The following is a 24,654-nucleotide window of genomic DNA, read 5'->3' as shown; positions in this document are numbered from 1 at the left end:
ATGTTTTTATAAAGAGTTAGTTCCACGCAATCTAAAATTATTTCAATTCTCATATATTTCCCTAATTTTACCAAAAATTTAAATTTTAACAGTGGGAAGCAAGAATAAACTGAAACGCTTTAAGGAAAACGACACTTTTGGTAACGTACTTCAGCCCTCAAGGGAGGAAGCCGTAGCCGGCGATTTTCCGCTAAAAGGCAAATGGAACGAGGATTTCTTTAAAAATGATAAGCCCATAGTACTGGAACTGGGCTGTGGCAAAGGCGAATATACTGTAGGCCTTGCCGAACGTTTCCCGGAAAACAACTATATAGGTATAGATATTAAAGGTGCCCGCTTTTGGCGTGGTGCCAAAACCGCTGTAGAAAAAGGCCTTACTAACGTGGGGTTCCTTCGTACACAGATAGAACTTATAGAGCACTTTTTTGCCGAGGGTGAAGTAACCGAGATATGGATTACCTTCCCGGATCCTCAGATTAAGTACAAACGTACCAAGCACAGGCTTACCAACACCGAGTTTTTGCAGCGTTATAAAAGGATACTGAAGCCCGATGGTGTTGTAAACCTTAAAACCGACAGCGAGTTTATGCATGGGTATACCCTTGGGCTGTTGCATGGCGAAGGCCACGAGGTTATATATGCAAACCACAATGTGTACCGAAACGAAGGTGCTCCGGAAATGGTAACCGGCATACAAACGTTTTATGAGCAGCAATACCTGGAAATAGGTAAGGCTATTACCTACATAAGGTTTAAAATAAAGTAATAATGATTGGTTATGTAATTCCGGTAGTACTGGGTTTTGTTATTTCATTTGTAGCTACCGCATTACCGGGATTGCTTAACATGACCGCCGCTAAGGTAAGCCTTAAAGAAGGCCGAAAAAGCGCCAAGATATTTGCCATTGGTGCTGCTACCGTGGTATTTGTTCAGGCGTATGTAGCGGTAACCTTTGCCCGGCTTATAAGCCGCAGCCCTGAGCTTATAGCCGAGCTGCAGGAGGTGGGCGTGGGTATTTTTGCCATACTTACCGTCTACTTTTTTTTCTTTGCCAAAAAGAAGGAAAAAAAGAAAAAAGACATGGAGCTAAAAGTACGCAGCAAAACAGGCAACTACCTTATGGGTGCCATGCTTTCTGCATTAAACTTTTTCCCCATACCGTTTTATGTATTTGTTACCGTATCATTCAGCAGGGGCAGGGCGTTTGATTTTTCTGCGCTAAATACCTTTTTGTTTGTAGCAGGCATAGTACTGGGAGCGTATACGGTATTTTACCTATACATTGTTTCGTTTAAAAAATTTCAGCATAAGACCGAATTTTTTATGCGAAACGTACACTATTTTATAGGTTCGGTTACGGGCATTGTAGCCATTATTACCCTTATAAAAATACTGAGAAACCAACACTGATTTACCCTACATTAAATACTATGGCACAGCAAGACGATAATTTTTTTGAAAAAGTATATGCTGTGGCGCGGCTTGTGCCTTACGGGCGCGTTACCAGCTATGGTGCTATTGCTAAATACCTGGGAGCCGCAAGGTCGGCCCGAATGGTAGGCTGGGCCATGAACGGCAGCCATGATAAAGATGTGCCGGCGCACCGTGTGGTAAACCGCGTGGGGCTGCTTACGGGTAAACATCATTTTGAGGGTACTAACCTTATGCAGCAGCTTTTGGAGAGCGAAGGCATAATGGTAAAAGACAACAGGATTGTAGATTTTGAAAAACACTTTTGGGATCCTGCCACAGAGCTTGCCTAAAAAAGCTGCACCTGTACTAACAGGCGCAGCCTTAAAAAATAAGGGTGAGGAGAAAGTTGTTGGGTGTGGTTTTTTTAAAATGATTGAAAATAGTATTCGGCTGCTTCCTTAGCATCTTTAAACTCCATTTCATAGAATTGCGATAGCTTTTCCATAATCTTGCGGTTTATTTTGTATACCGAATTTATACCTACGCCATTGGTTTGGGCTATTTCGGCGGCGGGTTTACCATTTTTCAGCGCCTGTAGTATGGCATGCTGTTTTTTGGTAAGTTTTACGTCTGGGGGACTTATGTGTTGTTTTAGCAATTTTGTAAAATCAGCGTGGGCTATACCGTTGATTTTAATTTCGGTAAAAAAATTGTAGTTGTCGTTTCGTTTTACGGGCGTTACTACAAAAATCATTTCGGTTACCGTATTAGCGCGCGAGTGGCATACCACCGATGTTTTACAGTAATGATCGTTTCCCGGTTTTAGTTTTATGGGCACATTTACACACAGGTATATGCCTTCGGGCAGTGGGCGGTTGTTTACCATAGACAAAAAACCAAAAACGGCGTCTGTAAACTGGCTGCGGAAACAGCTTTTTATGCGGCCTACCAGGGTAGAAAAGTTATAATCTTCCACGCCCGGAAAATTAGCCCTGTTACCTATAAACAATAAGCTGTCATCACGCAGGTTGTAGCTCCAGGTAAGGTAGTCGGGTATGTTCCTGTTTTCGTAGCGATGCGCAAAATGATGTTTTTCGTCGTCCCTGTCCGGGACGTGGTGCCGCCTTAAACTGATGTCTTTAAAGCGTGCACCGGTTTTGATGATTTTTTCCTGATGCATTTTGTGTACTGGTTTTAATGGGCAAAAGTGAGGGTAATTTCAGTGCAAATCAGTATTAGTCTGACACTTTTTTTTGTTGATAAACACGCGAGATATTAACTTTATGCACTATTTAGATAATAAATATTTGATAATTATTTAACGTGTTGTGTTTTAGCGAATCAAAACCGAAATCGTTGTCATTAAATTAAATAGCCGCATAGTATACCTTGGTATAGCTATGCGGCACTTTTTAAATAATTACCCGTTGCAGAATGCAACGAAGTAAGCCCCCATAGGTCAGGGTGAAAAAAATTTTTTTTTCATAGCCTGCCCCAAAAAATGATGGATTTTACATTAAAACTGAGAGTGATGCAAATCCAATGCAATAGTACAACTGCTTTCCGGGATTAAAGGTTGTACGGTAATACTTGCAAATGTTAAAAAGTGTTAATTAACATAGGTTAGTATTTACAGTTGTTAAAGTGGTTTTAATGATGAAAAACATAAAATGTATACTCACAAAAAACTTCGGTAAATAAACTTTTCATAGTATCTTTGCAATTTGAAATCAGTCTTAATAAGAGACGATTAGCTTTAAAATTATGAAACTCGACAGAAAAGAAATATTAAAAGCCCTTGAAACCATAACACTGGCCGGAGAGGGACAAAATATGGTAGAAAGCGGTGCCGTGCGCAACGTGCTTACCTTTGGCGATGAAGCCGTTGTAGACCTGGTACTAACAAACCCTGCCATGCACATACGCAAGCGTGCTGAAGCCGATATTGTAAAAACCATACACGAGCAGGTTTCGCCTGAAGCTAAGGTAAAGGTAAACGTAAGGGTAGAAGCTCCTGAAAAACCCGAAATCAAGGGTAAGCAAATACCGGGCATAAGCAATATTATTGCCGTATCGTCTGGTAAAGGTGGGGTAGGTAAGTCTACCATTACGGCTAACCTTGCCGTTACCCTTGCTAAAATGGGCTTTAAGGTAGGTGTGCTGGATGCCGATATTTACGGCCCTTCTATGCCCATAATGTTTGACGTAGAGCGTGCAAAGCCTATATCTGTAATGGTAGACGGAAAAAGCAAAATGAAGCCCATTACCAGTTATGGAGTAGAAATCCTTTCTATAGGCTTTTTTACCACGCCTGAGCAAGCCATTATTTGGCGTGGCCCTATGGCGGGTAAGGCGCTGAACCAAATGATTTTTGATGCCGACTGGGGTGAGCTGGATTTCTTATTGTTAGACTTGCCACCGGGTACGGGAGATATTCACCTTAGCCTTATGCAGGCATTGCCTATTACGGGTGCCGTAGTAGTTAGCACGCCGCAGGCTGTGGCACTTGCCGATGCTAAGAAAGGTGTAGCTATGTTCCGCCAGGAGGCTATTAACGTGCCGGTACTGGGTATTATAGAAAACATGGCTTACTTTACCCCAGAAGAACTTCCGGAAAATAAATACTACATTTTTGGTAAAGAAGGTGCTAAAAATCTTGCCGAAGACCTGGATGTACCTTTCCTGGGTCAGGTGCCTATAGTGCAGAGCATTCGCGAAGCCGGAGATTATGGCCGCCCTGCTGCCCTGCAAACCGCTACACCGCTTGAAGCTGCCTTTGAAGAACTGGCGCGAAACGTAGTGCAGGAAACTGTAGACCGTAACGACAGCCTGCCGCCTACCGAAGCGATTAAGATTACTACCATGGCCGGGTGTTCGGCTGTAAAAAAGAAATAATATGACTACAGAAGAAATAAAAATCAATGTGGAAAAAGCGCTTGATGAAATCCGCCCGTTCCTGGAATCAGACGGGGGTAACATAAGCCTTATAGACATTGAAGATGATAAGCACGTAAAGGTGCGCCTTGAAGGTGCCTGTGTGGGGTGCAGCGTAAATCAAATGACCCTGCGCGCCGGTGTGGAAACCACCATTAAAAAGTACGTGCCACAAATAGAAACGGTAGTAAATGTGGCGTAAGCCGCTATAATGATTTTTATCATATTTATTTAAAGCGCTTTTTGGCAATTTTGCCACCAAAATCGTTTTTACCCATTTTTATACGAAATGATTAGTACAGATATACTTATTATAGGTGCAGGGCCCACAGGGCTCTTTGCCGTATTTGAAGCAGGCCTGCTTAAGCTAAAGTGCCATATTATAGATGCACTGCCGCAACCGGGCGGGCAGCTTGCCGAACTGTATCCTAAGAAACCTATTTTCGATATACCGGGGTATCCTTCGGTACTGGCGGGAGATTTGGTTACTAACCTTATGGAGCAAATAAAGCAGTTTCAGCCGGGCTTTACCCTTAACGAACGTGCCGAAACCATAGATAAGCTGGAAGACGGTACTTTTATTGTTACTACTAATAAAGGTACTAAGCACCATGCCAAGGCGGTAGCTATTGCGGGTGGTTTGGGCAGTTTTGAACCCCGTAAACCTCTTATAGATGGTATAGCCAACTATGAGGAAAAAGGTGTAGAGTATTTTGTAAAGAATCCTGAGCAGTTTCGCGATAAGCGCATTGTTATAGCCGGCGGAGGCGACTCTGCGCTGGACTGGACGGTTTTCCTTGCCGATGTGGCTGCCGAGGTTACACTGGTACACCGCCGTAACGAGTTTCGTGGCGCGCTGGACAGCGTAGAGAAGGTACAGGAACTTAAAAAGCTGGGCAAAGTAAACCTGGTTACGCCTGCCGAGATTACTAATGTATTAGGTAACGGTAAGGTAGAGGCTGTAGAACTTGATATTGAAGGCGAAAAATCAATCTTGGAAACGGATTATTTTATACCGCTTTTTGGCTTAACGCCAAAGCTTGGGCCTATTGCCGACTGGGGTCTTGAAATAGAAAAGAATGCCATTAAAGTAAACAATGCACTGGATTACCAGACCAATATAGAGGGTATATACGCCATAGGCGATGTTAATACTTATCCGGGTAAGCTAAAGCTTATATTGTGTGGTTTCCACGAAGCTACCCTTATGTGCCAAAGTGTGTACAACCGTATTAACCCCGGTAAAAAGTATGTGCTTAAATATACCACCGTAAGTGGCGTAGATGGTTTTGACGGTACCCGTAAGGAAGCCGAAAAACAGGTGGTTAAAGCGATAGAATAAAAGCGTTTGTAGTTTATGGTTTGTAGTTTATAGTTCGTTAAGCGGTCTAAAACCATAAACCATAAACTATGAACTATAAACCTGAAGAATGAGTGAGATAAAACTTAAAATAACAGACCGCGATGGGATAACCCATGAGGTGGAAGCGCCTACAGACATGGCCATGAACATTATGGAAGTGGTGCGTGCGTATGAGCTGGCACCCGAGGGTACCATAGGCATTTGCGGTGGTATGGCCATGTGTGCATCATGCCAGTGTTATGTGCTTAATGATGTTTCGTTGCCTGAAATGGGCCCCGATGAGGATGCCATGCTGGCCGAGGCCTATAACGTAAAGCCAAACAGCAGGCTGGGTTGCCAGATACCCATAACCGAAGAAATAGACGGGCTTGAAATAGCACTAGCCCCACACGAATAAAAAAATCCCCAAACAGCAATGTTTGGGGATTTTTGTTTTTAGGTTAAGCCCTATTTTTATCGTATTAGGCTAAAGTGTCCTTTTATTATACGTCCGTCGGTAAGTTCAATCACGTACCAGTAGTCTGTGCTGGGTAGCGGGTGCCCGTTAAGCGTGCCATCCCATCCCTGGCTGTATGGTGGAAGCCCTGCAACCAGTTTTCCGTATCGGTCAAAAATATAAATGCGGCTGTTATAATAGTTACTGGCGGCAATACCCGGTATACGCCAGTAGTCGTTAGTGCCATCGCCGTTAGGGGTAAAAAATTTAGGTATTTGTAACACACCCACATTTCGTTTAACAATACCACACCCTTTTGTGTCGTATACGTATATAGTGTGTATGCCGGCAGCTACGTTTTCAAATAGCGGTTCTGCCTGCCATGGGCCGTTTGGCGCATCAAGGCTGTAAAGGTAGGTAGTGTCTACCCCGCCGGTAGGCGTAGCAATTATGGTTACCGTGTTGTTCTCGGTAAGGTCTGTTACTTCAATATCGTTTATTGTAGCTACGTTGCTTGGTGTTACCGTTATGGTGCGTGTTTTATTACAGCCTGTATTTACGTTTGTTACCACCACGCTATACACGCCTGGTGTGTTTACGCTAATAAACTGTGTAACGGCCCCGTTAGACCACAGATAGCGGTACTGGCTGCCCGATATGCCAGCGGTTAGGGTTATGTATTCGCCTGTGTTAAGGCACACAATGCCGGTGTCTTGCTGTACAATGTTTGGCAGTGTAAATACCTGCAGGTTTATTACTGCTATGGCAAGGCAGGTGTTGTTATTTTCCACGCGTGCGTAAACGGTCTGGTTGTTTGGTACTGTATTAGTAAATAGTACCGGGAGTGCATTTTGTTCTAAAAGCGCATCCTGTTCGCTGGCATAATAGGTAACGGTGTTGCCGGCGGTTTCGTAGCCTGCATCGGCAAGGTTAAATTGCTTAAAGCCGTCTTCTGCGGTTACTTCATCACATTCAGATAGTGTTACCGGGGCATAGCTGGCTGTAGTAACCGTAAGGTTAAGCGTAAGCAACCTGTAACAGCCCGAAGCTACATTTTCCAGCCTTGCAGTAACGGTGTCTGAGTACGCAACAGCATTAGTATAAGCGCCTGTAATTTCGTTAATCTTTTGTTCTGCATCGCTTACCGATGTGTAGTAACTTACAGCATAGTTACTGTTACCGCCCGTAAACTGGCTGTCGGCTTGTGTAAGGTTGAATTTGGTAATACCATCGGGCGTTACCTGTGGGTCGCACTGGCTCAGCGATGCCCCTGTTACAACAGGTGGTAGTGCCCTTACGGCAAGGTTTACCGGATACGTGTACACACAGTTATATGTTCTATGTTCTGCCCTAACATACACCGTAGTACCGTTTGCAGCATAGTAATTTGCAGGAAGCGGGTTAATGTTATTATCAGCATCGTTTTGGCTGGCATGCCAAGTAACCAAAAAATCGCTGTTTGCTATTACCGTGCCCGATGAAGCATTAAGGCTAAACGTAGTACTTCCGTTAGTATCGTTACCATCGGTTGTGTCATCGCAGGCAGCGATTACGGCTACATTTGCGGCAGGCTTACCCGAAATAATAAGGTTGAACGAACCTAAGGCGTAGCAATCACGGTTTACGTTACTTACAACACGGGTATAAATAACCTGTGGATTTACTGTGTTAGTGTAGTCTGTAGCGTTTAGTGGTGCTGTGTTGTCTATAGCGTCTTGCTGGGTAGCGTAGTAATATACGGTAAAGTTAGCCGGGTTTTGACTGCCTAGTATTTCGTTCGTTTTACCGCTTAAGTTAACCGAGGCTTTCCCATCGGTATCCGTATCGCAAATTACCATATCGGTAGCGGTATTGGCTACGGGTGGCACGGTAATGGTTATGTCTTTGTCAATGGTTTCGGTGCCATCCTGGTGGGTAATCACTGCTATAACCTTATAAGTACCCGGTGCAGCATACGTATGCTGAGGTGTGGTGTCTGTAGTAGTAGCAGATCCATCGCCAAAATCCCAAACAACCGATTGTATTTGTTTATTGCTATACAGGCTAAATTTGGTAGGCGAGCCAAAACAGGTAAGCTTTGCCTGAATGCTTGCAGAAAATAAAGATGTTATAAAAGGCGGTAACCCGAATATTGAAGCACTGCCTGCGGGTAGGGGTACAGCCCCAGCCCTGTACGTACAGGCTAGCCCCTGTGCATCAGGGTTGTTAATAACATCTAATGCTGTACCCCCATTAACGGCTTTATAAATTTTACCATTCGGCCCCAGCTGCAGGGTGGTAGTAGATGAACCATTTGTTAGCCTTACGCCGGTGGTGCTGGCTACAGATGGATCTGTAATGGTGTACTGCCACAGTTCGCCATCGCCGCTGCCCGGGTTTTCAGACGATACGTACAGGCGGCTTTCGTCTGGCGAAAACTCTAAACCGTAAGGCTTTTGGTCTTGCTGTACTACCGTGGGGTTAGATACTGTACCTGTAGCTTTGTCAAAATTGTACAGGTAAACAGATCCGTTATTGCTGTTGCCACCGGTTACCGTGCCGTTTTGCTGGTGGGCTATGGCAATGTAGTTCCCTTTAGCCGATGCACGCAAACACCCTATAGCATTGCGGCGGTAACCGCTTATAGTAATATTTGGTGCTATTTGTGTAACCACAGGTGTGGTGTTAACACCTGCTGCCGTAACTTCAAAAGCATAAAACTTGTCTATGAACTGGCTTATTACCCAGAATCCGCTGCCGTTACCGTTTTTTACCGCGGTTACTTTTTCTGAGCATTTGTATTTTAACTGGTTAATATCAGCAGGGTCATAGGTAACCAGTTGCACATTGCGCGTGGTTATATCGCCAATGCTGCCATTAGTGCCTATTACGGATAAATCTACCACAGAGTAATTAAGCCCGTTGTTAAATCCATCATCCTGATCAGGAACACCTCCGTTAGAATCGCTGTAAATCCCGTTAAACTGATTAGGGTATACATCGGCGTTTTGCTGGTGCGGCTCATCTACGGTAAAGATATAGTAGATGTTAGGGTTGTCTTTTTTAGGCACTATAATACAAGACTGCGTACTACTGGGGTCGCCCAGTAGGCCTGTGCCGCCAAAATAGTTTCCGTTAGGCATTATAATGTGGTTGCGGTCCCATACGGTACGGCCGTCACTGTAAAACAGCAGGTTCCCGTCTGGGTCGCTTATAGAACTGCAACCCTCATTGGTTTGGGTCTGTCCGCCATCAAGCGGACTTACAGAGCCGTCATCGTTAAATTTTATACCGGCATTTATACCAAAATACCAGTTGTTAGCTTCCTTTTGGGCATACATGCCTAAGGTAGTTATAAGGAGCAGAAAGGTGACTTTTAATCTCAAAATTAAAAAATTAAAACCTTCAAAAATAACACATTTCCCCTACAAAAAGTTGGTTTTAACACACTTATTTTTTTACCTCTCTAATCCGTATTTTCACCTCTTTTTTAAAAATCTTATTTTATATACTGCCTACTTTTGTTTAATTTTAATAAATCATGCCAAAGCACCTGCAAAAATACATTGTGCACATTACGGGAAGCCTCCTGTTTCTTAGCATTCCGGTACTGTCTTCACCGGACCTTACCAATGCGCACACCCACTTGTTTGATATAGCACCGTTCAGGCAAAGTTTTTTTCAGTACGTACTTTTGTTAGTGTTTTTTTATGTAAATTATTTTTACCTGATACCTCATTTTTATTTCAGGAAGCGGTATTTCTTGTTTGTCCTTGGCCTTGCCGTGTGCTTCGCGGTAATTTCATTTCTGCCGGATTATGTTTTTCCGTGGAACAGGCAAATGATGTATCCGCCGGGAGGTTTTAGCACCAGTATGCCAAACGGCATGCCTGCGCCGCAAAGTGGCAATACCATGGCATTTAGCCGCCACAGGCACATGCCCTTGTTTTTTGGAGGGGGGCTGTGGCAGTTTTTGCTGGTTTCTTCCTTATCGTTTTTGGTCCGTGTAAACCAGCGTCTTTCGTCTATGGAAAGCGAAAAGCTAAAAACTGAAGTGAGTTACCTTAAAGCCCAGATAAACCCACACTTTTTATTTAATACCCTTAACAGCCTGTATGCGCTTACCCTCGAAAAAAGTGATGCCGCGCCAAATGCCATACTAAAACTATCAGGGATGATGCGCTACGTGGTTACTGAGAGCAGCCGCGAACGTGTGGCCCTGCAAAGCGAACTTGATTACATACAAAACTATATAAGCCTGCAGCGCCTGCGTATGGATGAGGCTACTACGTTTAACTATACGGTAACCGGCCCTGTGGTGGGCAGGCAAATATCGCCGCTTATATTAATTCCGTTTATAGAGAACGCCTTTAAATACGGGCTTAACCCCGAAAAGGAGTCGGCAATACACATTGCCATTTCTATTGAAGCAGACCAGCTCACTATGGTAGTACGAAACAATAAGGTTATTACCACGCTGCCCCCGGAAGAAGTAAGTGGCAGGGGAGTAGAAAACACCCGGCTAAGGCTGGAGTATCTTTACCCGGAAAGGCACAGCCTTAGTATAAATGAAACCGAAGATATATTTGAAGTTAAACTTATAATACTGCTCGTATGATTAAAGCCATTGCTATAGATGATGAGCCTCTTGCCCTTAAAGTAATAAGCCATTTTTGTGCTCAGGTAGATTACATAGAGCTTTGTAAGACATTTACCAAAACAGACGAAGCGCTGGCATACCTGGAAAACAATGAGGTAGACCTGCTGTTCCTGGATATACAGATGCCGGGCAAAAACGGGCTTGACTTTTACAAGATGCTAAAGCCGGAAACCATGGTTATATTTACCACCGCCTACAGCGAGTATGCTGTAGAGGGCTTTAATGTAAATGCGGTAGATTACCTGCTGAAACCTTTTTCGGCAGAACGCTTTATTGCCGCTACAGATAAGGCGAGTAAAGAATACCGGGTACGCCGCGAACAGAAAACTACAGACAATTACCTGATGCTCCGCGCTGATTATAAACTTCATCGTATAGGTTTTGAAGACATACTGCTTATAGAAGGCTTAGATGATTACATAAGGGTGCACCTTAAAGGTAAAGCGCCTATTACGGCACGCCTGAGCATGAAGGCAATTTTAGAGCGGTTGCCACAACCAGAGTTTTTACGGGTACACCGGTCTTATATTATACCTATGAATAAAGTAAAGAGCCTGTACAACAAAACCATCCAGATTGAGGATTTTGTTATCCCGGTAGGGGATACGTATAAGGATACAGTAGCTAAATATTTTTAGTTTACCGCTGTTTACACACCATACACCGCAGCGTTTGATTTGTTATAAAAAAATGTAATATGTTTGATTTTTGTTAAATTTAACATTTATATGTAACTGGTATTCAGGTTAAATATGTATTATTGCATCCCTTTTTTAAAAAATAATATAAGCACTATCTAAACATGAAAAATTTTACCACAAAATACGCCCTTACTGCCCTGTTTTTTATAGGGGCTGCCCTGTGTACTCAGGCACAGGAGTTGCCTAAGGTGTTTGGCCGTACCGTAAAGAGTGTTAACCCCGTAAACGGGAAAATCCGTTGTGCCTCTGCCGAATATGAGCAGTACCTTCAGGAGAATGACCCTAAGCGTGCCACCCGAGATGAGTTTGAAGCATGGCTGGCACCGCTGGTAGAAAAAGAAAGAGAAAAACGCCTTGCAAACAAGAGTACTACATCTGTTAAGGCAGTGGTTAGCATTCCTGTAGTAGTACACGTAATACACAACGGCGACGCTGTGGGGTCTAACGAAAATATAGCAGATGCACAGGTGTTGTCTCAAATCACGGTGCTTAACCAGGATTTCAGGCGTATGGTAAATACCCCGGGGTATAATACCAATGCGGTGGGTGCCGATATTGAAATAGAGTTTTGTATGGCGCAAACTGATCCTAGCGGTAATGCTACTACCGGTATACACCGTGTAAATTTAAATCGCGCCAGCTGGGCAGATGAAACGGTTATAGACTCAAGTGTTAAGCCTTCTACAAGTTGGGATCCTACCCGTTACTTTAATATCTGGGTAGTAAACTTTGGCAGTAGCTCAGACCTTTTAGGATACGCGCAGTTTCCGAGTACATCGGGCCTTGGAGGGCTTTCTTCTAACGAAGGTGCTGCAAATACAGATGGTGTTGTAATAGGCTACCAGTATTTTGGTTCGTATGATATTTACCCTAATGGTACGTACGATTCTCAGCAAACGTATATGTATGGCCGTACCGCTACACACGAAATAGGCCACTGTTTCGGCCTGCTGCACGTGTGTGGCGATGATTTTACATGTACCGTAAATACGTCAGACTCTGTAAAAGACTACTGCCCTGATACGCCTGCTACAAACGATTATAATTACGGTTGTACTCCTACCGATTCTTGCCCTACACGCACAGGGTCAGACATGATAGAGAACTATATGGATTATACCGATGACCAGTGTATGAATATATTTACCCTAAACCAAAAAGACCGTATTAATGCGGTTATGAATAACTCCATCCGCAGGGTATCGTTAAAAACATCTACTACCTGCCAGGCACCGTCGGCATCAAGGGCAAGTGATTTGCTAAACAGCATTAACCTGTATCCTAACCCTGCTTCGTCTGTGCTAAACATTGCTGTACAGGGCAGTGAGCTACCTGATGCTGTTACGGTATACAACAGCCTTGGCCAAACCATGTACAGCGGTAAAGTGAGCAGCGCGGCTAACCTATCGGTAAACGTAGCGTCTTACGCTGCCGGTACGTACTTTGTGCGCATAGACAAGGGCGACCAAACCCAAACGTTTAAATTCGTTAAAAACTAAACTATACATACCGGTTCTTGGGAACTAAAAAGCGGGAAGATTGCTTCCCGCTTTTTTTATATTTCTATGTTAACGGTAAAGCCTTCATAAGACCGTACGTTTAGCACGGTGCCGTCTTCAAAAATAAGGTATTGCCCTTTTATGCCCACTAGCGTACCGCTGTATCTTGGCGTATTGCTCAGGTTAAGGCTGTTTATTTTTGCAGGATAGTGCAGCACAGGATAATCAAGGGTATACAAAACCTCCGGGGTGGTATCAAAAAAAGGGGCTGCTTCATCGGGCAGCAGGGCTTTTGTTTCGTGGCGTTTTGCCAGCAGGTCAAACGGGGTTATGTTATTCATCAGCATTTTTTTCCAGTTTATTTTATCCGAAAAATACTGCTTCAGCGCCACTTCAGTAATACCGGCCAGGTAGCGGTTAGGTACCTCTATAAGCGGCGTGGCACAGCTGGCGCCCTGGTCTATCCATCGGGTGGGTACCTGTGTTTTGCGTGTAACGCCCACCTTCATGTCGCTGCTAGCGGCAAGGTACACCACGTGGGGCTGTAATTGCACGCGGCTTTCGTAATCCAGGTCGCGGTCGGCTATGCCCAGGTGTGCCGTGCTTAGCTCCGGGCGCATAATCCAGTCGCCTGCCTCGGGCCTGCTGTAAAAGCAGTCGTAGCAAAAGCCCTGGCGCCATATTTTTTTTGATTTGCCGCAGCTAAGGCATTGGTAGCCTGTAACGTTTATAGAAAAGGGCTGGCCCAGCAGCTGGTTCATGTGTATAAAACCATCGTTAAAAACCAGGTAATACTGAATCGGGTTGCCCGCTTCGGTTTGCATTTTTGTAAGTACGCCTTGGTATTGCATGTAAAAAATCACTATTTTTAGGGCAATAAAGATATAAAATATGGCCTTGCCAATTATCAATTCTATTGCTTCGTGGATTCTTAAAAAACGTATTCACGACATGGAGTTGTTCCTTAAGTACCCTAACGAGGTACAGGAAGAACTGCTGTTACAGCTTGTAACCACTGCAAAAGACACACTTACAGGAATAAAATATGATTTTTCATCGGTTATTAACTACCGCACCTTTGCCGAAAGGGTGCCCGTAAGTACCTATGAAGATTTAGAACCTCTTATAGAGCGCACGCGCTGTGGGGAGCAAAACGTGTTTTGGCCTACCCAAATAAAATGGTTTGCCAAAAGCAGCGGAACCACTAACGCTAAGAGTAAATTTATACCCGTAAGCCCCGAAGCGCTGGAAGACTGCCACTACAAAGCGGGCAAAGATATGCTGTGCCTGTATCTTAACAATAACGAAGAATCTCAGCTATTCACCGGCAAAAGCCTGCGTTTGGGCGGTAGTAAACAGTTATACGAAGATAATAACAGTATCTTTGGCGACCTTTCTGCTATACTTATAGACAATATGCCTTTCTGGGCTGAGTTTAGCAGTACGCCAAGTAACAAGGTGTCGCTTATGGGCGAATGGGAAACCAAGCTCGCTGCGATTGTAGAGGAAACGGTTAATGAAAATGTAACCAGCTTTGCCGGCGTACCCAGCTGGATGATGGTGCTTATGAACCGTGTACTTGAAACCACCGGAAAGCAAAACCTGCTGGAGGTATGGCCTAACCTGGAAGTGTACTTTCATGGAGGGGTAAGTTTTGAGCCCTACCGCACGCAGTACCGTAACCTTGTGCCAAACGACAGTTTTAAGTATTACGAAATATATAATGCCTCAGAAGGGTTCTTTGCCATACAAGACAGTAATTACAGTAAGGATTTGCTGCTAATGCTGGATTACGGCATCTTCTACGAGTTTATCCCTATGGATACGTACGGAACAGACAGGCAGCGTGTAATTCCGCTGAGCGAGGTAGAAGAGGGTAAAAACTACGCTGTGGTTATTACTACTAATGCCGGTTTGTGGCGTTACCAGGTAGGCGATACCGTAAGGTTTACCAGCCTGTACCCGCATCGTATACGCGTTACGGGGCGTACCAAGCACCACATTAACGTGTTTGGCGAGGAGCTTATGGTAGAGAACACCGATAAGGCACTGGCAAAAGCCTGCGAGGAAACCGGTGCCGAAGTGCTTGATTATACCGTAGCGCCTGTGTTTATGGAGGGGAAGGAAAAAGGCGCCCACGAGTGGATTGTAGAGTTTAAGAAACATCCGGCAGATGTAGAAGCGTTTAGGGAGCGGCTTGATTTAGCGTTGCAAACCGTAAACAGCGATTACGAAGCCAAGCGATATAATAACATGACCCTTAATAAGCTGGTGCTTAATGTAGCCAGGGAACGGCTGTTTTACGACTGGCTTAAGGAGCGCGATAAGTTGGGAGGCCAGCACAAAATACCGCGCCTTAGTAACGAAAGGGCGTATTTAGAGCAACTGCTTGCCCTTCAGGTAGAAGATGGGAGCGTGGCCTAACTTTAACACAGCACCGAAAATATTTGGCCTGTAGTTTGCTTACTTTTGTAGCATAAAACTTTTGTTATGAAGAAGATACAAATGCCGGCTAAAAAGTTTATAATGATTTGTAGTGCTACGCTGCTGCTGTTTTCGGCGTGTAGCCCTGTACACCGCTACGGTTGTAACAGGCGTTGCCGCATATCGCTGTCTGCAGTAATACCCCAAAATGGGATGACTGCACAGGAAGCTCATATTAATGGATAAAAACCTGTTTTTCAGGATTGTATTTACTAACTTTATTGTATGAAGGTAAAATACCACGGACTTACCGAAGAATTTGACCAAAAGCGGCTGAAGGCGCTGCGGCAGTATGATATACTGGATACGTTTCCAGAGCAGGATTATGATGACATGACCCGGCTTGCGGCTATCATTTGCGATACACCTATTGCCTTGGTAAGCTTGGTAGACAAAGACCGCCAATGGTTTAAATCCAGGCATGGTTTAGGTGCCGAAGAAACGCACAGGCAACATTCGTTCTGCTCGCATGCTATAATTTCGCCCGATGAGCCTTTTATAATAGAAGACTCGCGCCTGGACGACAGGTTTAAAGATAACCCTTTGGTTACCGGTGCGCCAGATGTTATTTTTTATGCCGGCATACCGCTAAAAAGTCATGATGGGTATGGTATAGGTTCGTTTTGTGTTATAGATAATGTACCCCGTAAACTTAATGACAAGCAAATGGAGGCGCTTAAAATACTGGCAAGGCAGGTAACCAACCTGCTTGAAATGCGCAGGGCTAAAGCCGAAATGGATATTAAAGCCGAATTGCTGGAATTAAAAACAAAAAAACTAGATGAAACTGTAGCTAAGAAAGTAGCGGAAGCGCTAAAAAAGCAACAGGGTTAGTTGATACATAAAAGAGCTGCAACAGGCAGCTTTTTTTTGCATAAAAAAATCCCCTTGCGCAGCAAGGGGACATACATACAAAATATTTCTGTGTAAAGAAATTATATCTTAAAGGTAACAACCGGGCGTACCGCGTGGTTTACAAGGTCTTCGCTAATGCTTCCGTTAAAGAAGTGTGCTATACCCTGGCGTCCGTGTGTACACATACCTACAAGGTCGGCATTAATGCTGTTGCTAAAGTGTAGTATACCTTTTTCTACATTAACATCGTTGTAAATGTTAACCGTGTGGCCGTGCTCTATGGTAAAACCGGCTACAAAGTCGTTAATCATTTTTTCGGCCGCGTGGGTCGATTTAAAGTCGCTAGGAGTATTTACATACAGCAAGTGTAGTTTTGCCTTAAAGCTATTTGCAAAGTCTACTACCTGAGCAAAAGGTTTCTTGATTTCGGCAGTAAAGTTAGAGGCAAATACAAAGTTGTTCGGGTTAAAGGCTGCTTCGTCTTTCTTGATTACAAGAACAGGTATGTCAGACAGGCGAACTACTTTTTCTGTGTTAGAGCCTATAAACATTTCCTTAAAGCCGCTGGCACCGTGAGATCCCATTACAATAAGGTCTATTTCGTGTTTTTGGGCAGTTTTAATAATACCGTCAAAAGCTTTGGCGTACAGTATAGAGCCATCTACGGTAATTCCGTCCAGATAATCGGCTGACTTTATGTCGTCAAAAAGTTCGCGCGCTTTAGCAAGGAAAAATGCCACCTCGGGCACTTCGGCTCCGGCCACAACTGCATCGTTTTCCTGGCTTGGTAAATCCAGTAAGTGAAGCAGGAAAATTTCGCCGTTGTGCTCGCGTGCTATTTTAGCGGCTACTTTAAGAGCATATTCGGCATGATCAGAAAAATCTGTGGGAACCAGGATTTTTTTCATAATAAAATGTACTGTTAAAAATGTTTTGGTTGCTATAATAAACAGTGGAAAGGTAAGAATTAATTTTACATTAACCAATGATTTTCAAGATATAAAAAAAAGATGTATATTTGCACCGTTATTTATTAAATCATAAATGATGAGGGGACACGGAGTCCCCTCTTTTTATACAAGTTATGGCATTAAAAGACAAAGTAGAGGCTTTGGTAGCCGCTGCCCTTGCAGAGCGTACAGACCTTTTCCTTATAGATCTTACAGTAGGTACAGATAATAAAATCATCCTTACCATAGACGGAGATAACGGTGTTACCCTGCAAGACTGCATAGACATGAGCCGTGCGGTAGAGCATAACCTGGACAGGGAAGAGGAAGACTTTGCCCTCGAGGTGGCATCGGCCGGTGCGGCAAGCCCGCTTAAGCAGCCTAGGCAGTTTAAAAAGAACATAGGCCGCACGCTTTTGGTAAAAACAGCGGAAGGCGAAATTGAAGCCCCGCTTGTAGATGCTACAGATGAGGTGGCTGTGCTGGAATGGACCGCGCGCGAACCTAAAAAAATAGGTAAAGGAAAAGAAACCGTAACAAAAAGGGCCGAAATCCCTTATGGAGATATAAAACAAGCAGTTGTTGTAATAAAATTTTAAAAAAAATAAACACGTTGGCATGGAAAACCTGGCATTAATAGATTCGTTTTCAGAGTTTAAAGATGATAAGCTTATCGATCGCGTTACCCTTATGGCCATCCTGGAAGATGTTTTCAGGAACGCCCTTAAGAAAAAATACGGATCTGATGATAACTTTGATATTATCATCAACCCTGATAAAGGAGATATGGAGATATGGAGGAACCGCGTGGTTGTAGCCGATGGCGAGGTGGAAGACTCTAACTCTGAAATTTCACTTTCTGAAGCCCGTAAAATAGAACCCGACTTTGAGGTGGGCGAGGAGGTTTCTGAAGAAGTGAAGCTTATACAGCTGGGCCGCAGGGCTATCCTTGCACTGCGCCAAAACCTTATTTCTAAGATACACGAACACGATAACACAAACCTTTATAAGCAGTTTAAGGATATTATAGGAGATATTTATACTGCCGAAGTACACCACGTAAGGCCAAAAGCTGTAATTTTGGTGGATGATGAGGGTAACGAAATCGTGCTGCCTAAAGAAAAACAGATTCCGTCTGACTTTTTCCGTAAGGGAGATAACGTGCGCGGTATCATAGAAAACGTAGAGCTTAAAGGTAACAAGCCGCAAATCATTATGTCGCGTACTTCAGAAAAGTTCCTTGAGAAACTTTTTGAACAGGAAATCCCTGAAGTGTCTGACGGTCTTATAACCATTAAAAAAGTAGTAAGGATACCGGGCGAAAAAGCAAAAGTAGCCGTAGATTCTTACGATGACAGGATAGATCCTGTAGGTGCTTGTGTGGGTATGAAGGGTAGCCGTATACATGGTATTGTACGTGAACTGGGTAACGAAAATATAGATGTAATTAACTTTACAGCAAATACACAGCTGTTTATATCAAGGGCACTGAGCCCGGCCAAAGTTTCTTCTATAAAACTGGATGAGGCTAACAAAAGAGCTGATGTGTTCCTTAAGCTTGATGAGGTTTCTAAAGCCATAGGCCGCGGCGGGCATAACATTAAACTTGCCGGCCAGCTTACAGGATATGAGCTTGATGTAATACGCGAGGGTAACCTGGCAGAGGAGGAAGATGTAGAGCTAACAGAATTCTCTGATGAAATAGATCAGTGGATTATAGAAGAGTTTGCTAAGATAGGCCTTGATACTGCCCGTAGCGTACTTAACCAGGATGTAAAAGACCTTGTAAGAAGAACAGACCTTGAGGAAGAAACCGTACTGGAAGTAGTAAGGATACTTAGGGAGGAATTTGAAGACTAACACGTACACAACATACTAAACCTGCTGTAACAGCACCACAACACAACGCACCGACGATAACAGTAATAAAAATTTATGTCTGAAGAAAGAGCAATAAGATTAAACAAAGTTTTAAGGGAATTAAACATTTCGCTGGACAGGGCTGTAGACTTTCTTAAAGAGAAAGGACACGTTATAGAATCGAGCCCTAACGCCAAGATTTCAGGCGCGGAGTATAATGCCCTTATAAAGCAATTTTCTGCCGACCAAAGTAACAAAGCTGCTTCTCTTGAAGTAAGTGAGGAAAAGCGCAAGGAAAAAGAAGCGCTTCGCCTTGAAAGAGAACGCGAGCTTGAGGAGAAAAGGAAGCAGGAAGAAGAAAAGCAAAGGCAGCAGCAAGAAGTGATCCGCGCACGCGCTTCACTTAGCGGACCCGTGGCCGTAGGTAAAATAGATTTAAACCCTAAGAAAACTGAACCTGCTCCGGAACCAGCATCTTCAGACAATGCTGTACCTGCGCAACCAGTAGCCGAAAAACCGGCAGAGACACCGGCTCCGGTAGCTGCCCCTAAGGCAGAAGAACCAAAAGCCGCACCGGTACAGGAAACGCCTAAACCGGTACAACAGGCACCTGCGCCACAACAGCCGAAAGCCGAAACGCCAAAAGCAGCCCCTGTAGCAGCACAGCAGCCTAAACAGGCTCCTGCTAAACCACAGGCTCCGGCACAGCCGAAAGCGGAAACTCCGGCACCGGCACAACAGCAGGCACCGGCTCCTGCACCGGCAGCCACTCAGCAAGCAGCAGACGAAACGCCTGCAGCTCCTGAAAAAATTGAAACACAGTACCAAAAACTTACCGGTACTACCTTTACAGGACAAAAAATTGACCTTTCTCAGTTTGATAAACCAAAGAAAAAGAAAGAAGATTTCCGTAAAGACAACAATAATAACAGGCCGGGTGGTGCACAAGGTGGCAACAACAATAACAACAACAACGCCGATAAAAAGAAGCGTAACCGTATAGCGCCTAAGCCGGGTACTCCGGGCCAGGGTGGTAACAACCAAAACCAGGGCGGCGGTAACAACCAAGGTGGTAACAGGCCAAACAATGGCGGTGGTAACCGTCCGGGTGGCGGTAACAGGCCTCACGGTGGTGGCGGTAATAACTTTAACAAACGCCCTGCGATTGTAGCTAAGGTAGAGCCTACCGAAGAAGAAGTAAAAAACCAAATCCGCGAAACCCTTGAAAAACTTCAGGGTAAAGGATCTAAGTCTAAAGCATCTAAATACCGTAGGGACAAGCGTGAAACACACCGTCAGCGTAGCGACGAAGAACAACGCTTAGCCGAAGAAGGAAGCAAAGTGCTTAACGTAACCGAGTTTGTTACGGTAGGCGAAATTGCTACCATGATGGAGGTGCCTATTACTAAAGTAATCGGTACGTGTATGGCGCTGGGACTAATGGTTACCATGAACCAGAGGCTGGATGCCGAAACGCTTAAGATTGTAGCAGACGAGTTTGGTTATGAAGTTAACTTTGTAACTACTGATATTGAAGAAGCAGCCGAAGAGGTGGTAGACCGCGAAGAAGACCTTGTAACACGTGCGCCTATTGTTACGGTAATGGGTCACGTAGACCACGGTAAAACATCGCTTTTGGATTACATCCGTAAGGCTAACGTTATTGCGGGCGAATCAGGAGGTATTACCCAGCACATTGGTGCCTATGGTGTTACCCTGGATAATGGGCAAAAAATTACCTTCCTTGATACACCGGGTCACGAGGCGTTTACCGCAATGCGTGCACGTGGTGCCCAGGTGACAGATATTGCTATTATTGTAATTGCTGCAGACGACGATATAATGCCGCAGACTAAAGAAGCAATAGCACACGCACAGGCAGCTAACGTGCCTATGATATTTGCCATTAACAAGGTAGATAAGCCTACGGCAAACCCTGAGAAAATTAAAGAAAAACTTGCCGGTATGAACCTCCTTGTAGAAGACTGGGGTGGTAAATACCAATCGCATGATATATCTGCCAAAAAAGGTATAGGTGTAAGGGAACTACTTGAAAAAGTACTGCTTGAAGCCGAAATCCTTGACCTTAAGGCTAACCCTAATAAGCCAGCTGTGGGTACAGTAGTAGAAGCACAGCTTGATAAAGGCCGTGGTTATGTGTCTACGGTACTGGTTCAGGCCGGTACACTACGCGTGGGCGACTACGTACTTGCCGGTAAAAACCATGGTAAGATTAAGGCAATGCACGATGAGCGCGGCCACAACATTAAAGAGGCAGGCCCTTCTACGCCAATATCTATCCTTGGTTTAGATGGTGCTCCGGCGGCGGGTGATAAGTTTAACGTATTTGAAGACGAGCGCGAGGCGAAGCAAATTGCCGCTAAGCGTACACAGCTTATCCGTGAGCAGTCTGCACGTACTAAAAAACATACTACACTTGCAGAGCTTGGAAGGCGTATTGCCCTGGGGCAGTTTAAAGAACTTAACCTTATTATTAAAGGTGACGTGGACGGTTCGGTTGAGGCGCTTGCCGACTCATTCGGAAAACTGTCTACCGAAGAAATCGAGATCAGGATTATTCACAAAGGTGTAGGTGCTATTACCGAAAGTGATGTAATGCTTGCGTCGGCTTCAGATGCCATTATTATAGGCTTTAACGTACGCCCTGCAGGTAACGCCAAGCAGCTTGCTGATAAAGAGGAAATAGACATCCGTCACTACTCTATTATCTATGATGCTATAGACGACCTGAAAGACGCTATGGAAGGTATGCTTTCTCCGGAAATGAAAGAGGAAATTACCGGTACTGCAGAAATCCGTGAAGTATTCAAGATTTCTAAAGTGGGTAGTATTGCTGGTTGTATGGTTACCGATGGTAAGATATTCCGTAACTCAAGGATAAGGCTTATCCGCGAAGGCGTGGTTATCTACACCGGAGAGCTTGCTACACTAAAACGCTTTAAAGACGACGTTAAAGAAGTTTCTAAAGGGTACGACTGTGGTATGCAGATTAAGAACTATAACGACATTCACCAGTACGACGTTATAGAAGCCTTCCAGGAAGTGGAGGTTAAGAAAAAGCTGAAGTAATACTTCTATATATAACAGGAAAGTCCCGCTGCAAAGCGGGACTTTTTTTATGCCTTAACCAAGGGTTACGATTATTCTGGCGCTAAGTTCCTGCAATATTAGTAATAGCATTGCCCGGACGTTATGAGGTTTATTTTTGGTTATGCTTTTGATAAGCACAATGGTTAATAGGAAATTTTTCCTGAATGATTTTCCGTGTTGTTAACAAGCGGGGTTATTGCTCGCTTATTTCAACGTTTTTAACTGCTCTCTACGGTTTTTATACGCTTAGTGTGACTTTGTTTGAATACAAAAAGACCGCCCGAAGGCGGTCTTTGGCATGTTTGTGTTATATCCTATTAGTACTTTATAAATCGCAGTGTACTTGTGTTATCGCCCGACGTAAGGGTAATAAAGTATACGCCGTTTGCATAGTTGCTAATAGCGAAGTTTTGGTCGTTAGAGGTAACCCTGCCACTGTCTATACGCTGCCCAAGGCTGTTGTATATGGTGTAGCTGTCTGGTAACTCCATAGTAGCCGGAACCGATAGGCGTATGCTGCTGCTTGCTGGGTTAGGGTACAGTTTTACAGCGTTTTTATCAAAGGTCTTGGTGTTTACATATTCCTCGTCTACAATTTTAAAGGTTACCGTTTCGCCACTACCGTAGCTGCCACCGCTTTTTACAATAGATGCTGCGGTAATAGCATTAAGCGCCTGTGGTGTTCCCGGATTCGTTTTGGTAATAGCGTAGAAACCTGCACCTTCAGAACAGCAGATACCATCTCCGTATGCATCTTTAATTTCAAAGATGTAGCAGGTGTTTACGGCTACGTTGTACGATTTTACCTGAACTTGTCCGTCTGTAAACGTATCACTTTGTAGCAATACCTGAGAGCGGCTGCTGTCATACAGTTTCCAGCTTATTTCCCGGCCCCACTGGTCTGCCTTTACAGCTACGTAAATGGTGTTTGTAACAGCAAGAAGCGGGTCTACCACGCTAAAGGTTCTTACGCTAACGTTGTTAAGCGCTGTTTGGTCGGTTGTGCCGTTTACGCTGGTTAGTGTAAGGGTAACTTTGTAATTACCTACAGGAGCCGTAGCCACGGTATTATACGGTAGCTCTATAAGCTGCTCAGCTTTGTAATCAAGAGCGCCACTCCAGTTGTAGTCGCCAGAAAGTACTTCTATATTACCAGAGCTTGCTACGCGTTCTACTACGTAGTGTATAGAAGCAGTATTTATGGGGTTGTACCCCGCATTAACTACCGATGCAGCTATGGTATACGTATTGTTGCACACGTTTACTGCTACGTTTTCTACTTTAATAGCTGCGTCGTTATCATACGTTATACCCATTTGGCATCCGTCTGAATTACCCAGGGTAGCACGCCTTGGAGAGTTTTGTAATACGGTAAGCATACGGGTTTTTTGGTCTTGTGTAAATACATTTTGGCACTCATCATTGGTGGTGTCCATGTAGTTTTGCACCATATCCATCCCCGGATTATCTGTACAGCTGTCTACATCGGTAGGGCAGCCTATGTTACCATCTGCACTTACAGGGGTGTCGGCACAGTAGTCGTCCATACTACAGTCGCCATCGCCCCAAATGTTTAAAAGCCCCAGGTAGTGGCCCATTTCGTGTGTTGCGGTGCGGCCTTTTTTACGTCCATCGACGTAATCCCTACTCGGAAAAATGTCTTCGGTACCAAAATATTTGGCGCCTATAACAATACCATCTTTATCAGCGTCTACGTTTACATCTATCCCTTCAAGCCCCGAAGCGGTAGGGTAGGTGGTGTAGGCAGACTGGCTAACCTGAAAGTTAGATATTTGCCTGTAAATGTCTTTTACAACCCAAATGTTTAGGTAGCGGGTGGGATCCCAAATGGTATTGGGTTTTACGTTATTATCCAGCTCAGACACATCAAAACCGTTATCATCGCCCATGTTGTAGCGTACAATACCTGTTGTAGCAAGGCCGTTAGGGTCGCGCTGGGCAAGGCAAAATTCTATTTCCACGTCTGCTCCTACAGGGTTGGTATTAAATCCGGGAGTATCGGCAGCGCGCCTAAAATCCTGGTTTAATACCACTAATTGAGAAAGTATTTGTGCATCACTAAGGTTTTCGCCGGTTCCTACCGCGTCACCATCGTGTATAACGTGTACCACTACCGGGATTGTAATAACCGAATGTGTATTACGTGCTGTGGTGTGGTTGTTTTTAAAAGTATCTATTTTTTTAGATATCCATCGTTCAAAAGTAGCCGAGCCCGGTGCAGCTGCATTTTGTTTCGGTGCTCCGTCCATTTCCAGCTTAGAGCGGCTTGTTGCATTACGGGTTTTTTGTGCTACGGCATGCTGAGAAAACAACGCACACAGAAGCAACAATCCCGTACCGAGGGTAGTTTTTTTCATAAGCGATTTTGGTACTAGTTGATTACTAATG

Annotated in this window: 21 protein-coding genes; 16 read left to right on the top strand and 5 right to left on the bottom strand. The window is 44.3% G+C overall.

Annotated features, from left to right (window positions below; translation table 11 throughout):
• Nucleotides 1–91 precede the first annotated feature (91 nt).
• The 3 genes from trmB to ACLI08_RS13775 are packed head-to-tail and all read left to right on the top strand — an operon-like array spanning nucleotide 92 to nucleotide 1,763.
• Nucleotides 92–766, top strand: a complete 675-nt coding sequence (gene trmB / locus ACLI08_RS13785; protein ID WP_411429083.1) for a tRNA (guanosine(46)-N7)-methyltransferase TrmB — start codon at nucleotides 92–94, stop codon at nucleotides 764–766.
• Between the two features lie 2 nt (nucleotides 767–768).
• On the top strand, nucleotides 769–1,410 hold the full coding sequence (locus ACLI08_RS13780; protein ID WP_411429082.1) for a LysE family transporter: 642 nt from the start codon (nucleotides 769–771) through the stop codon (nucleotides 1,408–1,410).
• Between the two features lie 20 nt (nucleotides 1,411–1,430).
• A complete protein-coding gene (locus tag ACLI08_RS13775; protein WP_411429081.1) occupies nucleotides 1,431–1,763 on the top strand; it encodes an MGMT family protein in 333 nt (110 codons plus the stop codon).
• Nucleotides 1,764–1,837: 74 nt separating this feature from the next.
• Here the strand turns inward: ACLI08_RS13775 and ACLI08_RS13770 are convergent, their stop codons facing one another.
• Nucleotides 1,838–2,593: a helix-turn-helix transcriptional regulator gene (locus ACLI08_RS13770; RefSeq protein ID WP_411429080.1), complete on the bottom strand. Its 756-nt coding sequence runs from the start codon at nucleotides 2,591–2,593 to the stop codon at nucleotides 1,838–1,840.
• A 584-nt stretch (nucleotides 2,594–3,177) separates the two neighbouring features.
• Between ACLI08_RS13770 and ACLI08_RS13765 the strand changes: the two genes are divergently transcribed.
• The 4 genes from ACLI08_RS13765 to ACLI08_RS13750 all read left to right on the top strand — a co-directional run bounded on the left by ACLI08_RS13765 (nucleotide 3,178) and on the right by ACLI08_RS13750 (nucleotide 6,107).
• Entirely contained in the window at nucleotides 3,178–4,308 is a 1,131-nt protein-coding gene (locus ACLI08_RS13765) for a P-loop NTPase (protein ID WP_411429079.1), read from the top strand.
• Nucleotide 4,309: 1 nt separating this feature from the next.
• Nucleotides 4,310–4,549, top strand: coding sequence for a NifU family protein (locus ACLI08_RS13760; RefSeq protein WP_411429078.1), 240 nt, complete (start codon nucleotides 4,310–4,312; stop codon nucleotides 4,547–4,549).
• A gap of 87 nt (nucleotides 4,550–4,636) precedes the next feature.
• Complete coding sequence (locus ACLI08_RS13755) at nucleotides 4,637–5,689, top strand: NAD(P)/FAD-dependent oxidoreductase (protein WP_411429077.1); 1,053 nt, start codon at nucleotides 4,637–4,639, stop codon at nucleotides 5,687–5,689.
• A gap of 88 nt (nucleotides 5,690–5,777) precedes the next feature.
• Complete coding sequence (locus tag ACLI08_RS13750; protein ID WP_411429076.1) at nucleotides 5,778–6,107, top strand: ferredoxin; 330 nt, start codon at nucleotides 5,778–5,780, stop codon at nucleotides 6,105–6,107.
• 56 nt (nucleotides 6,108–6,163) lie between these two features.
• Here the strand turns inward: ACLI08_RS13750 and ACLI08_RS13745 are convergent, their stop codons facing one another.
• Entirely contained in the window at nucleotides 6,164–9,466 is a 3,303-nt protein-coding gene (locus ACLI08_RS13745; RefSeq protein ID WP_411429075.1) for a T9SS type B sorting domain-containing protein, read from the bottom strand.
• Nucleotides 9,467–9,666: 200 nt separating this feature from the next.
• Between ACLI08_RS13745 and ACLI08_RS13740 the strand changes: the two genes are divergently transcribed.
• The 3 genes from ACLI08_RS13740 (at nucleotide 9,667) to ACLI08_RS13730 (ending at nucleotide 12,985) form a co-directional block, all read left to right on the top strand.
• Entirely contained in the window at nucleotides 9,667–10,743 is a 1,077-nt protein-coding gene (locus tag ACLI08_RS13740) for a sensor histidine kinase (protein ID WP_411429074.1), read from the top strand.
• On the top strand, nucleotides 10,740–11,423 hold the full coding sequence (locus tag ACLI08_RS13735; RefSeq protein WP_411429073.1) for a LytR/AlgR family response regulator transcription factor: 684 nt from the start codon (nucleotides 10,740–10,742) through the stop codon (nucleotides 11,421–11,423). The genes ACLI08_RS13740 and ACLI08_RS13735 overlap by 4 nt, the downstream gene beginning before the upstream one ends.
• A 164-nt stretch (nucleotides 11,424–11,587) precedes the next feature.
• The gene (locus ACLI08_RS13730) at nucleotides 11,588–12,985 is read left to right on the top strand and encodes a T9SS type A sorting domain-containing protein (RefSeq protein WP_411429072.1); all 1,398 of its coding nucleotides are present in this window, start codon (nucleotides 11,588–11,590) and stop codon (nucleotides 12,983–12,985) included.
• 56 nt (nucleotides 12,986–13,041) lie between these two features.
• Here the strand turns inward: ACLI08_RS13730 and ACLI08_RS13725 are convergent, their stop codons facing one another.
• Entirely contained in the window at nucleotides 13,042–13,836 is a 795-nt protein-coding gene (locus ACLI08_RS13725) for a DUF2797 domain-containing protein (protein WP_411429071.1), read from the bottom strand.
• Nucleotides 13,837–13,876: 40 nt separating this feature from the next.
• On the opposite strand from ACLI08_RS13725, the gene ACLI08_RS13720 reads away from it, so the two are divergent.
• The 3 genes from ACLI08_RS13720 to ACLI08_RS13710 all read left to right on the top strand — a co-directional run bounded on the left by ACLI08_RS13720 (nucleotide 13,877) and on the right by ACLI08_RS13710 (nucleotide 16,303).
• Complete coding sequence (locus ACLI08_RS13720; RefSeq protein ID WP_411429070.1) at nucleotides 13,877–15,409, top strand: GH3 auxin-responsive promoter family protein; 1,533 nt, start codon at nucleotides 13,877–13,879, stop codon at nucleotides 15,407–15,409.
• Nucleotides 15,410–15,475: 66 nt separating this feature from the next.
• Nucleotides 15,476–15,655: a hypothetical protein gene (locus tag ACLI08_RS13715; protein ID WP_411429069.1), complete on the top strand. Its 180-nt coding sequence runs from the start codon at nucleotides 15,476–15,478 to the stop codon at nucleotides 15,653–15,655.
• A gap of 39 nt (nucleotides 15,656–15,694) precedes the next feature.
• A complete protein-coding gene (locus ACLI08_RS13710) occupies nucleotides 15,695–16,303 on the top strand; it encodes a GAF domain-containing protein (protein WP_411429068.1) in 609 nt (202 codons plus the stop codon).
• Between the two features lie 101 nt (nucleotides 16,304–16,404).
• Here ACLI08_RS13710 and ACLI08_RS13705 read toward each other — a convergent pair whose 3' ends face one another.
• Nucleotides 16,405–17,232, bottom strand: a complete 828-nt coding sequence (locus ACLI08_RS13705) for a universal stress protein (protein WP_411429067.1) — start codon at nucleotides 17,230–17,232, stop codon at nucleotides 16,405–16,407.
• Between the two features lie 176 nt (nucleotides 17,233–17,408).
• On the opposite strand from ACLI08_RS13705, the gene rimP reads away from it, so the two are divergent.
• The 3 genes from rimP (at nucleotide 17,409) to infB (ending at nucleotide 22,224) form a co-directional block, all read left to right on the top strand.
• A complete protein-coding gene (rimP, locus tag ACLI08_RS13700; RefSeq protein ID WP_411429066.1) occupies nucleotides 17,409–17,873 on the top strand; it encodes a ribosome assembly cofactor RimP in 465 nt (154 codons plus the stop codon).
• Nucleotides 17,874–17,892: 19 nt separating this feature from the next.
• The gene (nusA, locus tag ACLI08_RS13695; protein ID WP_411429065.1) at nucleotides 17,893–19,134 is read left to right on the top strand and encodes a transcription termination factor NusA; all 1,242 of its coding nucleotides are present in this window, start codon (nucleotides 17,893–17,895) and stop codon (nucleotides 19,132–19,134) included.
• A gap of 75 nt (nucleotides 19,135–19,209) precedes the next feature.
• Nucleotides 19,210–22,224 (top strand): translation initiation factor IF-2, encoded by a 3,015-nt coding sequence (infB, locus tag ACLI08_RS13690; protein ID WP_411429064.1) that lies wholly within the window; start codon nucleotides 19,210–19,212, stop codon nucleotides 22,222–22,224.
• A 338-nt stretch (nucleotides 22,225–22,562) separates the two neighbouring features.
• Here infB and ACLI08_RS13685 read toward each other — a convergent pair whose 3' ends face one another.
• Complete coding sequence (locus ACLI08_RS13685) at nucleotides 22,563–24,623, bottom strand: M43 family zinc metalloprotease (RefSeq protein WP_411429063.1); 2,061 nt, start codon at nucleotides 24,621–24,623, stop codon at nucleotides 22,563–22,565.
• Nucleotides 24,624–24,654: the final 31 nt, after the last annotated feature.

This window comes from Flavobacterium sp. RNTU_13, from assembly GCF_046614455.1.
In the GTDB taxonomy this organism is placed as follows: domain Bacteria; phylum Bacteroidota; class Bacteroidia; order Flavobacteriales; family Flavobacteriaceae; genus Flavobacterium.
Note: the sequence above shows the minus strand (reverse complement) of the source record. Positions and strands in the feature narration are given on the sequence as shown.